At 53.3% G+C, this 12,973-nt stretch carries 18 protein-coding genes; 1 reads left to right on the top strand and 17 read right to left on the bottom strand.

Annotated features, from left to right (window positions below):
• The first annotated feature begins 24 nt into the window (after positions 1–24).
• Positions 25–720 (top strand): hypothetical protein, encoded by a 696-nt coding sequence (locus MXE28_RS00295; protein WP_247239671.1) that lies wholly within the window; start codon positions 25–27, stop codon positions 718–720.
• Positions 721–920: 200 nt separating this feature from the next.
• Here the strand turns inward: MXE28_RS00295 and MXE28_RS00290 are convergent, their stop codons facing one another.
• The 17 genes from MXE28_RS00290 to MXE28_RS00210 form a co-directional block, all read right to left on the bottom strand.
• On the bottom strand, positions 921–1,337 hold the full coding sequence (locus MXE28_RS00290) for a hypothetical protein (protein WP_014128572.1): 417 nt from the start codon (positions 1,335–1,337) through the stop codon (positions 921–923).
• Positions 1,338–1,350: 13 nt separating this feature from the next.
• Positions 1,351–1,770: a phage tail tube protein gene (locus MXE28_RS00285; protein ID WP_014128573.1), complete on the bottom strand. Its 420-nt coding sequence runs from the start codon at positions 1,768–1,770 to the stop codon at positions 1,351–1,353.
• 23 nt (positions 1,771–1,793) lie between these two features.
• Positions 1,794–2,876, bottom strand: coding sequence for a phage tail sheath subtilisin-like domain-containing protein (locus MXE28_RS00280; protein ID WP_247239670.1), 1,083 nt, complete (start codon positions 2,874–2,876; stop codon positions 1,794–1,796).
• A gap of 3 nt (positions 2,877–2,879) precedes the next feature.
• A complete protein-coding gene (locus MXE28_RS00275) occupies positions 2,880–3,320 on the bottom strand; it encodes a DUF6838 family protein (RefSeq protein WP_075581380.1) in 441 nt (146 codons plus the stop codon).
• A complete protein-coding gene (locus MXE28_RS00270) occupies positions 3,317–3,736 on the bottom strand; it encodes an HK97 gp10 family phage protein (protein WP_247239669.1) in 420 nt (139 codons plus the stop codon). Before MXE28_RS00270 ends, MXE28_RS00275 begins: the two co-directional genes overlap by 4 nt.
• Positions 3,723–4,064, bottom strand: coding sequence for a phage head closure protein (locus MXE28_RS00265; protein WP_247239668.1), 342 nt, complete (start codon positions 4,062–4,064; stop codon positions 3,723–3,725). The genes MXE28_RS00270 and MXE28_RS00265 overlap by 14 nt, the downstream gene beginning before the upstream one ends.
• A gap of 14 nt (positions 4,065–4,078) precedes the next feature.
• Positions 4,079–4,360 (bottom strand): head-tail connector protein, encoded by a 282-nt coding sequence (locus tag MXE28_RS00260; protein ID WP_014128578.1) that lies wholly within the window; start codon positions 4,358–4,360, stop codon positions 4,079–4,081.
• 3 nt (positions 4,361–4,363) lie between these two features.
• Entirely contained in the window at positions 4,364–5,554 is a 1,191-nt protein-coding gene (locus MXE28_RS00255) for a phage major capsid protein (RefSeq protein WP_247239667.1), read from the bottom strand.
• 11 nt (positions 5,555–5,565) lie between these two features.
• Entirely contained in the window at positions 5,566–6,273 is a 708-nt protein-coding gene (locus MXE28_RS00250; RefSeq protein WP_247239666.1) for a head maturation protease, ClpP-related, read from the bottom strand.
• Positions 6,263–7,519: a phage portal protein gene (locus MXE28_RS00245; protein WP_247239665.1), complete on the bottom strand. Its 1,257-nt coding sequence runs from the start codon at positions 7,517–7,519 to the stop codon at positions 6,263–6,265. The genes MXE28_RS00250 and MXE28_RS00245 overlap by 11 nt, the downstream gene beginning before the upstream one ends.
• Positions 7,520–7,573: 54 nt before the next feature.
• Complete coding sequence (locus MXE28_RS00240) at positions 7,574–9,136, bottom strand: terminase TerL endonuclease subunit (RefSeq protein ID WP_348644746.1); 1,563 nt, start codon at positions 9,134–9,136, stop codon at positions 7,574–7,576.
• Between the two features lie 35 nt (positions 9,137–9,171).
• Entirely contained in the window at positions 9,172–9,651 is a 480-nt protein-coding gene (locus MXE28_RS00235; protein WP_348644745.1) for a phage terminase small subunit P27 family, read from the bottom strand.
• Positions 9,652–9,700: 49 nt separating this feature from the next.
• Positions 9,701–10,006 carry a hypothetical protein gene (locus MXE28_RS00230; protein ID WP_247239663.1) on the bottom strand — a complete coding sequence of 102 codons (306 nt, stop codon included), beginning with the start codon at positions 10,004–10,006 and terminating at the stop codon, positions 9,701–9,703.
• A gap of 172 nt (positions 10,007–10,178) precedes the next feature.
• Complete coding sequence (locus tag MXE28_RS00225) at positions 10,179–10,358, bottom strand: hypothetical protein (protein WP_127007624.1); 180 nt, start codon at positions 10,356–10,358, stop codon at positions 10,179–10,181.
• Between the two features lie 97 nt (positions 10,359–10,455).
• Positions 10,456–11,064, bottom strand: a complete 609-nt coding sequence (locus MXE28_RS00220) for a DUF4314 domain-containing protein (RefSeq protein WP_247239662.1) — start codon at positions 11,062–11,064, stop codon at positions 10,456–10,458.
• 83 nt (positions 11,065–11,147) lie between these two features.
• The gene (locus MXE28_RS00215; RefSeq protein WP_127007628.1) at positions 11,148–12,047 is read right to left on the bottom strand and encodes an amidoligase family protein; all 900 of its coding nucleotides are present in this window, start codon (positions 12,045–12,047) and stop codon (positions 11,148–11,150) included.
• A 106-nt stretch (positions 12,048–12,153) separates the two neighbouring features.
• A complete protein-coding gene (locus MXE28_RS00210) occupies positions 12,154–12,927 on the bottom strand; it encodes a hypothetical protein (protein WP_247239661.1) in 774 nt (257 codons plus the stop codon).
• Between the last annotated feature and the right edge of the window lie 46 nt (positions 12,928–12,973).

Here is a 12,973-nt window from a genome sequence, read left to right as displayed (position 1 = left end):
ATCTATCGTTACGGAGGAATTCCAATGCGCTATTTCAATGAAACAGAAAAAAGATTAGCTGAACGATATCACCATATGGAGCTTGGTACTTGCAAAATCTGTGAAGAATGTCACAAGAAAGAACATTTATCCTTACCGATTGGCTGCTGGTGCGTAGGTTCCGATTTTAATAAAACTTCCAAGAGAATTCTATTTGTCGGTAAAAATGCCAGAAACAATCCCGGCACGATTGAAGACGGCTTCCGCAATCCCTTTCAATATACCCGTGAATCTCTGTGGAACAAAAGCTGGCCATATTGGAGCTATACTCGTGCTATCACTCAGAGAATATTCGGTGACGATTCTATAGAACACATCGCATTTACCAATATTGTCAAATCCAACAATTCCGGAGGAAAGGATACTACCTCAGATTTTGTAAAATCCAACTGTATCCTAAACCTAAAAGTCCTTCAGCAGGAATTAAAGGTAATACATCCTACTCATATCATTTTTTATACATCTTGGTATTATGACGATTACATCCCTAACGTTTTTGACCGTTATAATATTCATTACAACGGTTTTAAAGACATTGGGAAAAGAAAAATGCCCTGGCAGGAAGCCATTTCCACTCTGGGCAATCAAACCTTTCATGTACTACGTGTCGGCCACCCACAATGCAAGAAAAAAAGCGACTTCGTCTATGAAATATCTAAGTGGCTTGAGCCTGCCTTATGACTTTATGGCAGATAGCCGTATTTTCAGCAGTTAATCCGATAATGCTGAAGATACTTTTTTATCGCGTTCTTCCATCTCATAGCGGATGAAAGCATACAGCACCTGCCGTTCGCCGTATCCCAGCTTCATGACCGCTGACGGCAGCAGGTGATGCTCCCGGAACAGGAGATACATCGCCTGCACTTCGCCATCGGTCCGGATCAGTTTTTTACGGCTTTATCCGCCTTTTCCTGGGTCGTATAGCCGTTAAGTTCTGTGATCTGCGCTGTGAGATCAGCAATCTCACCTGCCAGGAAGAGCTTGCGGATGATGTCACCAGGAAGTACGGCCCCGAATTTTTCCAGCAGATCCTTGTTCTTGAGGTCCGGGTCGGCAATCCCCGCCAGGAGCGTCTGGGTCTGCATCTGATAAATGTCGATGTTATCGGCGCTGCCGTTGGTGAAGTCCACGGCCATCTTCTGGATATCGGCGTAGCGTTCCGGGTCGATAGCCCGGAGCGTGATGATAAAATCGAATCCGAACAGCTTCGAGAGCCGTTCCATCTTCACTTTCTTTTCAGGCCGTTCGGCCAGCTTGTTCACTACATCTGCTTTCAGAAGTCGGTCTACCATATTCATGTGCTTGTTCTCCTTATGCTAAATCCAAGAGGTCCCAATCCGAGAAGGTGAAGCTGTAGCTTTCTTCGCCCATCTTGTCCACTTCCCAATCCGCCAGGATCAGGCTGTCAAAGGTCGCATCCTTGATGACGATACGTTCGCTGCCGATGGCGTCCTTATCGTCAAGGACAGAGACGATGGTCACGACGGTCTGCTTGCCCGCCTTAATGTTGTCGTTCATCTTCTTAATCATGTAGCTCGAGACTTTATGGAGCTTCAGCTGCCCTTTGCAGTCATAGCCTGTGACCTTGTAGCCCTTGCCGACATGACGGAGCATCTTCACTTCTTCCTTGGTCAGCGTGACCTCGGCCTTGAAAGCCGTGGCTTCGGCCATGAGGTCGCCGTCGATATAGAGGTCGGCATACTTGCCGTTCATCACCCGTTTGGCTTCCATGCTGTTCACTGTACCTCACCTCCTCAGATATTGACGGCAATCGTGACATCTTCCATGGCATCCAGGAGCGAAGCATCTACGGCGATGAAGACATTGCTGCCGATGTTGGCCAGCTTGATGTCCATTTCTGACATGTCTGCCAGTTCCTCTTTCGTATATTTGCCATTGGATGCCAGCCAGATCTTGGTGGATTCCACATCGATATAAGCCGTGTTCTGCCCCTGTTCCAGCAGGCCCTCCTGGGCCAGCTGGTCCAGATAGCCCTGGATAGCCGTCACCAGGAGGCATCGGTTGGCATAGCTGTTCGCGTACTTGCCAAGGTAATGGTCCTGGGCGGTGGTGCGGATATCGTCATACATCATGTCCATCAAATCGACGAGCTTGATTTTCTGGAACGATACCCCTTTGCCCTGGACTGTCGTAACCAGGGAGTTGATTCCGCGGCCCAGCTTGACCTTTTCCCCGTCAAAGAAAAAGAACAGCTTGCCGGCATCCGTCATGGTATCCATTTCTTCCTTCGTCCAGACGTCACAGCCGATGACTTCCGGCAGCGGCGCATACGTACAGGCAATGGTCATCGGCGTTCCTGCGATGATGCCCGCGATGCGCCCGCAGTACTGGGCCGTCGTGTAGGTCTTCGTTTTCGTACGGATGACTTGATTGACGAAGTTGATGACTCCTTCCGTATCCGCCGTGCAGTCCGGCAGGACGGCCTTGATGCGTTTGTTCTTATTCGTCCGCATCCCCTTGATCCAGGTCGCGATGGTGTCGATGTGGTTTTCTTCGATATCCGGGATGACCAGGTAATCGAAGCGCTTGTTCTCGATGGCCTTGAGGACATCGGTATAATCTTCTGCATCCTTGCTGATGATTTCGGCGATGACTTTCTTCGGGCTGTTCACGTAGCCGCGAAGGGTCAGTTCCAGCTGCTCACGGTTGCTGTCCGAGAGTTCTTTGGGGATGTCATCTGCCGTATACAGGTTCACTTCCGTCTGGGACGGCAGTGTCTCTTCTTTCAGAATCAGAAGGACAATACCGCGTTCGCTGCGTTCGACGGCACTGATGCCTTTTTCTTTGAACGCGATATTAATGGATGGCATTTTCATGGGTTACGTCTCCTTTCCCTGATACCGCTGATGCAGTACCTTCATGATTTCTGCCGTTTCTTCTTTTTCCCGGGCGTCATAGTACTGGAAGGTCAGCGTCAGACGCCCGCCGTCATTGTCCGTCCCCATCAGCTCCTCACTCATAGACACGACAGGGAGATAACGGTTGCCGACTTTCAGTCCGTCCCGGAATAAATTTTCCGCAGCAAAAAGCACGGCGTAGATAGCCGTGCTTTTTTCCTGCTTCTTCGGCAGATACGTAATGTAGAGGTCCGTATCCCGGTAGACCTCATTTTCTTTCTGCGGCGTCGCTACCGTCATCGTCTTCAGGAAGAAGGCCGGCGGCGCAAAGCCTTCCTTGACTTCCTGCAGGTAGACGGGATACGGGAACCGCTCTTTGAGTTTCTGCTGCACCGCCTGCAGGATATCGAGGTCATGGATCATGTGCCGCCTGCTTTCTTGAGGAGCTTCTTCGTGAGTCTCTCCAGCCCCGACTGCAAGTCGCTGGCTTCGAACTGCTTGACGGATTTCTCCGTATAGTGCCGGCCTTCATAATAGCCAACGGTCCTGCCGCCCGGCGTTTTCTTGACATGGCCGTTATTCAAGAGGTGATGGACCGGATGCCTGTTGACCAGTTCATAGGTCAGCTCCGAACCGTTATAGCCCGTTACCTTGTGCTTCCATCCCTTCTTCAGCTTGCCCGTACTGCCTTCCGGGGTCTGATTCACACATTCCTTCTTCAGTTTGTTGCCAATCGTTACCAGCCCCTTTTCAGCAGTTCCTGGAAATTCCTCAATCGCAGAGAGCAGTTTGCCGGACAGCTCGTCTATTCCCTGGATATCCAAATCACCCCTGCTCATCGTCCTGCCCCCTGGTTTCTTCCGTACAGTACAGTTCCAGAGATTCATGGCGCATATACGGGTCTACTATGGTATCGATGTCGTAGAGGTGATCCTGATACTTCACCTTCATATCGTGGGTGACACCCGGACGCCAGCGAATGGTGATCTTGCTGTACTCCGTGTCCGCCTTGCGTTCCATCTCATAGAACACTTTGCCCCGGGCAGGCTCGATGGATGCCCAGCAGCGGTACACTACGACGTCGGCCTGGGTATCGAAACCATATTCATCCGTCACGGCCTGCTTTCCCAGAATCTCAATCCGTTTATTCAAAAGTCCCGTCTTCATGGGCATCCCCCTTTTCAAAAACAGCTCCGCCGGACCCCGAACAGCAGCCAGCGCAGACGTTTCAAAAGGCCTGCGTAGTCCGCTTCCTCCCGGTGCTCATATAAAAAAGCCGCAGCGAAGAGAATCGCTTCGTGAAAAACCACGGGATTCTCTTCGGCATCGGCTTCCTCGCAGCGGGATATATCCAGGCAGAGGGCCTGGGCTGTTTCCAGGGAAGACTGGATGACGTCATCATTACTCGTGTCATCTTCATCAATCCGCAGGTATTCCCTGGCTTCTTCCAGCGTCACAATCATGGCTTATCCCTTCGCTTTCATCTCCAGGGCCTTGACCGCTTCCTTGAGCATCAGCATGCCATCGACGCGCTGGCTGGCAAGGAAGCCGATCTGGCCGTTGGCGGCATACAATTCGTTAAGCCGCTTGAAGGAGCGGTATTCCCGGTCGGCAATCCAGTAGTAGCTGAAGTCCCCGAAGAGCATGGGACGGTTGCCCGCGGCCAGTTCCGGTGCAAAGGAAGTGCAGTAGCAGGGACGGTTCAGGATGGTATCCGGTGTGCCTGCCGTGACAGACGGCTGCCAGATGTAGTTGCCGTTGTTGTCCTTCACCTTGCGCAGGGCCTTGATGGTTGCATCGTTCAGGAGCCAGACAGCCTTGCGGCGGTACGGGATGCGCAGGGAATGATAGAGGTCGATGACATCATCGAAGGTAATAGAAGCCGTCGTGACCGTCACCCCCACTTCGGCAGACGGGAAAACGCCGGTCGGCTTGTTCTTTCCGTCGCCTACCAGGAAGGCTTCTTCTTCCTTCGTACCGATACGGCGGGCAAATTCACCGGCGATATAGCTTTCCAGGTCGAAAGCGCTGTCGTTCAGGAGTTCTTCCGACACACGGATAGCCGTCCCCAGCTTGTACGCCCCGATGGACTGCTGGCCGAAGGTATCCTGGCTGTCCGGGTAGAGGCCGTTCTCTTCCATCCAGGACGCTTCGCCATGACCCGTCACGATGGGAATCTTGCGGTCGCCGCTGGTGTGGATGACCGTGGCCAGGCTGCGGAAGAAGTTTTCTTCCTGCAGCTTGTCGATGAGTTGGTGTTCGAATTCATCCGGCACCAGGTAACCGCCATCGGCATCGGTGCCTGCACTCAGGGCGTTCTGTACATCGATGAAGTTCTTATGGCGGATGCTGTCCCAGAAAGCCTTACGATAGGCATCGGACGCACGGCCTTTCTTTTCTGCTCCATTCTGACCTGCGCCAGGGAGTTCGGTAATCGGTGTCGTGGTCGGCTGTGCCAGCTGGGCATCGAGCTGCTGCTGGCGTTCCAGGCGGTCAATTTCTTTGCCGAGGTTCACCACATCTGCTTCCATCTTGTCGTAGCGAGCCGCGTCTTCCGCAGACACCATGCCGTTCTCATCACGGACGGTATCCAGAAAATTCTTGGCGGCATCCCACAGATTCTTGCGTTTCTCACGCAGTGCTAAAATCGTATCCATTGTTGTCCTCCTTAATGAATGAGCAATGCCAGCCGGTTCTCCAGGGAAGCGGCTGGCACTTTATTGACAGGTTCATGTGGTTTCAGTTTTTGTACGAAGGAACTGGTGACGGTGACCGGGCTGTAGAGCATGGCTTCCGGCTGTTCTTCATTTCCCTTTTTCTGGTCGAACAGGATGTCATCGGCAAAGCCAAGTTCCACAGCCTTCTTTGCGTTGAGCCAGGTCTCGTCATCCATCATGTGGGAAATCTTCGTGCGGGCCAGGCCGCTCTTGATTTCGTAAGCATTGATGATGCTTTCCTTGACTTCGCTCAGCATACCGATGGTCTTTTCCATCTCTGCCTGGTCACCATAGGCCAGGGTCGCCGGATTATGGATCATCAGCATGGCCACTGGCGACATACAGACCTTGGTCCCGGCCATGGCAATGACCGAGGCCGCAGAAGCTGCCAGGCCATCAATCTTCACGGTGACATTTCCTGGATACTCCATGAGCATGTTATAAATCTGGGCAGCCGCAAAGCAGTCACCGCCCGGACTGTTGATCCAGAGGGTGATATCGCCGCTGCCCGCATTCAGTTCTTCCTTGAACGCCTTCGGCGTTACCTCATCGCCCCACCAGGTCTCGTTCGAGATCTGGCCGTCCAGGTACAGCGTCCGTTCACTGCCGAAGGCATCGGGGGCCGCATTGGTCACCCACTTCCAAAATTTATGTTTCATTCGTTTCTCCCTTCCGGGCAAAGGCCCCGGCATCTTTGAGCTTGGTCATGCTGCCGTTCACCAGGTACAGATTACCGCCTTCCTCATCGGGGACGGGATTCATGTCTTCCATCTCCCGGATATCGTTGGCGGACAGCCAGCCGTTCTGCCGGCCGATGCTGTACCCGGTCATGCGGCTCTCATAGTCGCCGCGCATGAGACCGTTCACGTTGAACTTCAGGAAATACTGTTTCTTCTCTTCCGGCAGGAACAGGGCTTTCTGCATGGCCTGTTCCCAGCGGATGACCCATGGATCCAGCGTGTACTTCACAAATTCCATGGACTGCTGCTCAATATTATTGAAGGAACTTTTCTCCAGGTCGCCAATCATATGTGGCGGGATGCGGTAGAGCCGGGCAATCTCATCGAGCTGGAACTTCCGTGTTTCCAGGAACTGTGCTTCTTCCGGCGGGATGCCGATCTGCTGGTACTTCATGCCTTCTTCCAGCACAGCCACCTTGTGGGCATTGCCCGTCCCCCGGTAGACGGCATTCCACGAATCCCGGACTTTGGCCGGATCCTTCAGAACGCCTGGATGTTCCAGCACCCCGCTGGGGCTGGCCCCGTTCGCAAAGAAAGAGGCACCGTATTCCTCACAGGCCATGGTCATGCCCACGGCATTGCGGGCCATGGCAATCGGCGAATAACCTACCAGGCCGTCAAACCCAAGGCCGGGGATATGCAGCACTTCTTCCTTCTGCAGGGCCACCTGCCCGTACGGCTTGATGTTCGGATTCTCGTCTCCCGTCTTGGTATACAGATAAAAAATCTTTCCCCGGTCATCCCGGCAGACGGTCATCTTGTCCGGCCTGAGCGGGTATAGTCCCTGTACCCGCCCTAATCGGTCGCGGATGATCTGGGCGTAAGCATTGCCCCAGATGAGCAGGTGGCTCATGAGCGTTTCCCGAAAGATAAACGAAGTCATCTCCGGATTCGGCTCATCATGGAGCAGATGGTACAGCGGATGGTCATAGACCCGCTCCTTGCCGCCAGGCGTGTAACGGTACAGCTGGAGCGGCAAGGCCGCCAGAGTTTCCGCCAGGATGCGGACGCAGGCATACACTGCCGTCGTCTGCATAGCCGTGAACTCGTTCACCGTCTTGCCACTGGCAGAGGGGCCGAACAGATAACGGAAATCCGTGCCGATATAATAGTTCTGAGGCTTGTCCCGGGTACGGAACAGGCTGGATAAAAAGGGGATTCTCATAAAATACCTCCAAAAACGGGCACAAAAAAGCACCTGCTATTTTTGCAAATGTCTTTAAAATGCAATAACACCTCGTTCGTCATAGACACTGCCACTGCCAGTCCCGTTGCGGATGCAGCGGTCTAGTGCCATGATGGACGCCACGATTCCGTCAATCTTTTCGACGGATTTTTCTTTGTCCGGCTTGATGTTCCCCGCAGGATCTTGGCGCATGACGACGTTGCTGGCCATCCATTTGAGAACGGGATTGCCGCCATGGATGATGTTCCCTTCCATCAGGAGCTTGAACAGCTCCTTCGACGGCGGCGACATATCCTTGAACCCCTGGCCGAAAGGCACCATAGTGAAGCCCATATCTTCCAGGTTCTGCACCATCTGGGTGGCGTTCCAGCGGTCATAGGCGATTTCCCGTATGCGGTACGTTTCCCCCAGGCGTTCGATAAACTTCTCGATGAAGCCGTAATGGATGACGTTCCCTTCCGTCGTCTGGATGAAGCCCTGCTTCTGCCAGATGTCGTAGAGAACATGGTCCCGGCGGCACCGCAGTTCCAGCGTGTCTTCCGGCAGCCAGAAGAAAGGCAACAGGATGTATTTCTCATCATCGCTCCGTGGCGGGAAAGCCAGTACCAGGGCCGTGATATCCGATGTACTGGACAAGTCCAGCCCGCCGTAGCACATCCGTCCCCGCAGGGAATCCAGGTCAATAGGAAGGCTCCCCTTGTCGTAGACCTGTTCTGGTATCCAGCGGATGCTGGCCGAAGTCCAGATATTGAGCCGGAGCTGCTTAAAGACATTCTCTTCCGCCGGATTTTCGACGGCATTCCGATAGGCTTCCCGGACGCGATCAATCTGAATGGTATGCCCCAGAGAAGGATTGGCTTTGTACCAATTGGCTTCATCCGTCCAGTCTTCCTCATGTTCCAGGCCATAGACCACGGGGTAAAAGGTGGAATCTTTCTTTCGGCCCGCCATCAAGTCAAGGGCCTTTGTGTGCAACTCATAGCAGATACTGTTCTTGTCGTTGCCCGCCGTCGTGATGATGAAGAAGAGCGGCTGCTCCCGGGCATCGCCGGAGCCTTTGGTCAGGACATCATAGAGCTTGCGGTTCGGCTGGGCGTGGATTTCGTCAAAGACCAGGCCCGACACATTGAGTCCGTGTTTGGTCCCGGTTTCCGCCGACAGCACCTGGTAGAACCCGGCGTTGCGATAATTGATGATGCGCTTGCCCGCCGTCCGTATCTTGGAGCGGCGCATCAGGGCCGGACTCATCTCGACCATCTGCCGTGCCACATCAAAGACAATGGAAGCCTGGTTGCGGTCACAGGCCGCACCATACACTTCGGCACTCGGCTCGTTATCGGCATAAAGAAGGTACAGGGCGATGGCTGCAGCCAGCTCGCTTTTCCCGTTCTTCTTTGGAATCTCTATATAGGCCGTCAGGAACTGCCGCTTCCCGTTTTCCTTGACGATGCCGAAGAGATCACGCACAATCTGTTCCTGCCACGGCAGGAGCAGGAACGGCTGCCCGGCCCATTTGCCTTTGGTATGACAGAGATGCTCGATGAAGGCAACCGCCCTGTCGGCCTTGTCCTTGTCGTAATGGGAATCCGGCAGCATGAACGCTGACGGCTTATATACAAATGCCAAACTTGTCACCCCCTTAACAGCAGTTCCATTTCATCCGTTTCTTTTTCTGCACCGTTCTCTTCCCCAATCATGCGGCTCCGGGCTGACGGGGTCAGGCCAAACTGCTCACAGAATTTCAGCATGATCTTGAGGTTCGTCTGGGCAATGGATACTTGCGGTACCTGCTGCAGGTATCCGTTCGGCGTCCGCACCATATCCCCATGCTGGGTGATGAACTCTTCCGCTCCTTTCCATCGGGCATATGCCTGGCAGTACCCGGCAAAGGCCATCATATCCAGATTGGTCAGCATCCCCATCTCAGCGAGGACTTTCCCCAGCCGCTTCCATTCTTTCTTGGCATCGTATTCCAGCCAGTCCGGGCAGCGAGGGAGCCGTCCCTTTGGCATGGGTTCCTTCTTATTGAGGGGACGATGGCCGGGATTGCCCTCCAATACTTTGAGGGCTGTCGGTTTCGGCTTCCTTCCTCGTACTGCCAAGCCATACACCTCCTTTCTGTAATAAAAAACAGCCCCGCAGGGCTGTTTGTGTGTTAAGTTAGAAATCTTCCAGTTCGTCCGCCACACTTTCCAGCCAGGGGCCGACTTCTTCAAGACTGCTAAATTCGGCTCTGGGAAAACCGTAAGGGCTGTCCATGGTGCCGTTTCCAAATTCTGTAAGCCAGAGGCTTTCGTCGGTGATGATGTACTTCCCAAGATAATGGAAAAGGTAAGCAGTGTCATCCAGGTAACCCAAAGCTTCTTTCGCCTTTTCGGAAAGGTCTTCCGGCCAGTCCATCGCTACTGCGGTGGCTCCGTATGCTCCGTCCAGGTTCTGTTTGTCGATTGCGTTCAAGTCTTTCATGTTTTTCCTCGCTTTCATGTGTTTTTCCTTTGTGGGTGTTCCCATTTGGTATGTATATATATCACTCTAAAGGCACATAATAGCGAGCTTTATATTGAGAATTTATGCATTTTCTTGAGGAGCTTGATGAGAAAAGAGGGCTGATTCCCAGCCCTCTTTTGGCGCCTGCTTCTTAGCAGAAGCTGATGGTCAGCATCCCTTTCCCCATCCACCAGCTGTTTTCGACCCATGGATCTTCCATGAAGGTCTGTTTCGCTTCCTTAATTTTTCTTTCCATGTCTTCCTTGCCGAACTGTTCACAGGCGGCTTTCTTGCTGATTTTCTTTCCATCCAAGGTAATGATTGTTCTCATCGTTATTTCCCCGCTTTCTTATGCTTTGAGTGTTTTCCCTTTCGGTATGTATATATATCACTCTAAATGCATAATATAGCAAGTCATTTCTGATAGATTAGTTGAGGATTTTCCATTCATCGACTCCCGGCACCAGACCAAGGCTGCAGCCCGTATCCCATGCCACGTGGATGGTCCCTATATCGTCGATGAACTGGACGGTGCCTTCCGTCTCCAGTGCCGGTGCCTGCGGGTCCTCCATATAGATTAGCTTCACCCGCATCCCGGCCATGCCTGCTTTACTGGCTTCCAGTGCTTTTTTCAGGATGACGCGGTCGAAGCCGAATTTCCGGTAATCCCGTTCCATCTGCTCATAATACCAAGGGAATGGCATCCCGCAGTGACGGTCTTCATGCATGATGTAGACCAGCCCTGTAATCGCCCCATCTTTCATCTGCACTTCGATATCCTTCTTGTAGTAGAACGTCGGGAAGCCTTCGTAACGGTCCAGCCGCTTCTCGTCGGCCTTGGAGATGGCCCAGACCGTGACGGGAACAGTGCTTTCTTCCTTGGGTTCGATGGTGGCGTAGCAGCCTGTCAGCGAGCCTTTGAAAAGCAACTCGTATCCCTGAATGAATCCTGTCCCCACAAGGCCGGCGTCGCGGCACCGTACGGCCATCTGCTGTTCGTCCATATTGCTTCCGTAAGCGATGTAGTATTTCTTCATATTGCTCATCCTTTCTGAAGGGAATGTCCTTCTACCCCCTTAAGGGCAGCCGGGGCTGCCCTGTGTGTAGTTTATTGTTCCCTTCAGGCGGCTGCGTGTCTCCATGCGGCGTTGCCCGTCAGGTTCTTCAAAAGGTGATGGCGGCAGGTCTTGAACTCGTCGCCAATTAGGCCAAGCCGGAGCATCCAGCAGCGGAAGGCGTATTTTTCATTGTCCGTTTCCGTTTTCCGTGCCGAGGCTTTCTTCTGGGTCAGGGCCTGGTGGGTCATGGCAAGGCAGAACTGGATGTAGGCTTTGATTTCGCCGGCGTGGAGGGTGCCGTTGAAAAGGCGGAACTCGACGGTGCCTTTGGTGAAGGTGGCGTGGATGTTCAGGCCGTGGTAGCGGCTGCTGTTGTAATGCATGTTCCGTCCGCAGGGGGCTTCCATGTACCAGAGGTCTGCGAATTTCGCCATCGTCGCCGGCCGTTTCTTATTCAGCTCCCTGAGAAACTTTTCATTGGTCTTGCGGCAGTAGCGGTGTTCCCTGCCCGGGTTGATGCTCAGTGCGCGGTAGATCAGATCTTCCTTGCTGTAAAAGACGTTCACCAGATTCCGCAGTGTCTTCGGCGTGAACCGTTCCGCCCCCACATGGATGTGGATGCCGCAGGAGCTGTTGGCGAAAGCGCCGGCCTTGCGCAGGGTGCGGATGAGTTCCTGCAGGCTCGGGATGTCGTCGTAGGAAAGGATGGGGCTGACCACTTCGGTGCGGTAGTTTGTCGAGGCTTCAACAGTGCGTCCGCCGACCTTCTTTTCGGGAACCAGGCTGGAATCGTTCATGGCTTTCCATTTCCGTCCCTGTCCGTCTTCTGCGATGTAGGTGTCGTAGGCGCCGCCTTCGTGGTATTTGCGTTCCGTCCCGAAGAAGGTGGCCATCAGGCTGGCCGCCTTGCTGCGGGTAATCCCTGTCATTTCGATTTCGATGCCAAAGTGCTGTGTTTTCATAATTCTCTCTGTCCTTTCTATGTGTGCGTGTGTCCTTACGGTACACCATATATCACTCTAAAGGCACACAATAGCAAGTCATTTTGAGAATAATTATTGATTAATTTTACAGGTTCCGGTGTGCTTTCACCCGCTCTGCATGACGCTTTGCTTCTTCTTCCGTGCGGAAAGCACTCCAGCCGTTGAGGTCCTTCATCAGGGCCATGCGGGATTCATGGCTGGCCTTGGTCCCCATGCCGATGCGCAGGAGCCAGCTCCTGAAATAGTACTTTTCGTTCTCCGGTTTCTTCACCGCAGGCTGTACCCGCTTTGCTTTGCGGGCCGCGCTAATCAGGAAGGCGAAAAGTTCCACCATGGCCCGGTTCTTTACGGCGTTCCCCTTGTCGGCAAAGCAGAAGGTCGCCGATTCTTCATTCAGACGGATACCCTTATTGCCGCTTAGGCAAGTACCGTACACCTTGAAGAAGGAAGCGGCGTCAGTAAGTGCGGCTTCTTTCAGGGCCGTCACGCAGTCTTCTGTAATATGGAAGTTCTCGGAGCCTGCCGCGCGGTTCAGCAGGTACTGCTGGGCGCTGAGGGTGAAGATCAGGCTGCGGAGATGGATGCCGTCCATCCCGTCAATGGGAACACCGACTTCGATGGTTTCTGTTTCGGCTTCTGCTTCCGGTTCCACCAGCCCTTCCTCTTCGAGGAAGCGGCGCAGGGCCTTCTGCGTCTTTTCGTCATCGCATTCGATTTCTCCGCTTCGGAGGATGCGGAAGCCGCAGCCTTCAAAAGCAAAGGTCGGAGTTCCTGCATAGTGCAGTTTTTCGTTATGGTTGAAGGGAATCAGGTGTTTCGCCAGTTCCTTGCGGTCGTCCAGATTGGTTTTGATGGTCATAGGTATGTACCTCCTTTTTTTGTTAGTACATATATCACTCTGAACT

The sequence above is a fragment of the Veillonella sp. KGMB01456 genome (assembly GCF_023051165.1).
Taxonomy (GTDB): Bacteria; Bacillota; Negativicutes; order Veillonellales; family Veillonellaceae; genus Veillonella_A.
Note: the sequence above shows the minus strand (reverse complement) of the source record. Positions and strands in the feature narration are given on the sequence as shown.

What these genes read in the sequence shown, in the direction of transcription:
- MXE28_RS00295 (WP_247239671.1), top strand. Translation starts at nt 25, where the DNA reads ATGCGCTATTTCAATGAAACAGAAAAAAGATTAGCTGAACGATATCAC.
- MXE28_RS00290 (WP_014128572.1), bottom strand. Translation starts at nt 1,337, where the DNA reads ATGAATATGGTAGACCGACTTCTGAAAGCAGATGTAGTGAACAAGCTG.
- MXE28_RS00285 (WP_014128573.1), bottom strand. Translation starts at nt 1,770, where the DNA reads ATGGAAGCCAAACGGGTGATGAACGGCAAGTATGCCGACCTCTATATC.
- MXE28_RS00280 (WP_247239670.1), bottom strand. Translation starts at nt 2,876, where the DNA reads ATGAAAATGCCATCCATTAATATCGCGTTCAAAGAAAAAGGCATCAGT.
- MXE28_RS00275 (WP_075581380.1), bottom strand. Translation starts at nt 3,320, where the DNA reads ATGATCCATGACCTCGATATCCTGCAGGCGGTGCAGCAGAAACTCAAA.
- MXE28_RS00270 (WP_247239669.1), bottom strand. Translation starts at nt 3,736, where the DNA reads ATGAGCAGGGGTGATTTGGATATCCAGGGAATAGACGAGCTGTCCGGC.
- MXE28_RS00265 (WP_247239668.1), bottom strand. Translation starts at nt 4,064, where the DNA reads ATGAAGACGGGACTTTTGAATAAACGGATTGAGATTCTGGGAAAGCAG.
- MXE28_RS00260 (WP_014128578.1), bottom strand. Translation starts at nt 4,360, where the DNA reads ATGATTGTGACGCTGGAAGAAGCCAGGGAATACCTGCGGATTGATGAA.
- MXE28_RS00255 (WP_247239667.1), bottom strand. Translation starts at nt 5,554, where the DNA reads ATGGATACGATTTTAGCACTGCGTGAGAAACGCAAGAATCTGTGGGAT.
- MXE28_RS00250 (WP_247239666.1), bottom strand. Translation starts at nt 6,273, where the DNA reads ATGAAACATAAATTTTGGAAGTGGGTGACCAATGCGGCCCCCGATGCC.
- MXE28_RS00245 (WP_247239665.1), bottom strand. Translation starts at nt 7,519, where the DNA reads ATGAGAATCCCCTTTTTATCCAGCCTGTTCCGTACCCGGGACAAGCCT.
- MXE28_RS00240 (WP_348644746.1), bottom strand. Translation starts at nt 9,136, where the DNA reads ATGCTGCCGGATTCCCATTACGACAAGGACAAGGCCGACAGGGCGGTT.
- MXE28_RS00230 (WP_247239663.1), bottom strand. Translation starts at nt 10,006, where the DNA reads ATGAAAGACTTGAACGCAATCGACAAACAGAACCTGGACGGAGCATAC.
- MXE28_RS00225 (WP_127007624.1), bottom strand. Translation starts at nt 10,358, where the DNA reads ATGAGAACAATCATTACCTTGGATGGAAAGAAAATCAGCAAGAAAGCC.
- MXE28_RS00220 (WP_247239662.1), bottom strand. Translation starts at nt 11,064, where the DNA reads ATGAAGAAATACTACATCGCTTACGGAAGCAATATGGACGAACAGCAG.
- MXE28_RS00215 (WP_127007628.1), bottom strand. Translation starts at nt 12,047, where the DNA reads ATGAAAACACAGCACTTTGGCATCGAAATCGAAATGACAGGGATTACC.
- MXE28_RS00210 (WP_247239661.1), bottom strand. Translation starts at nt 12,927, where the DNA reads ATGACCATCAAAACCAATCTGGACGACCGCAAGGAACTGGCGAAACAC.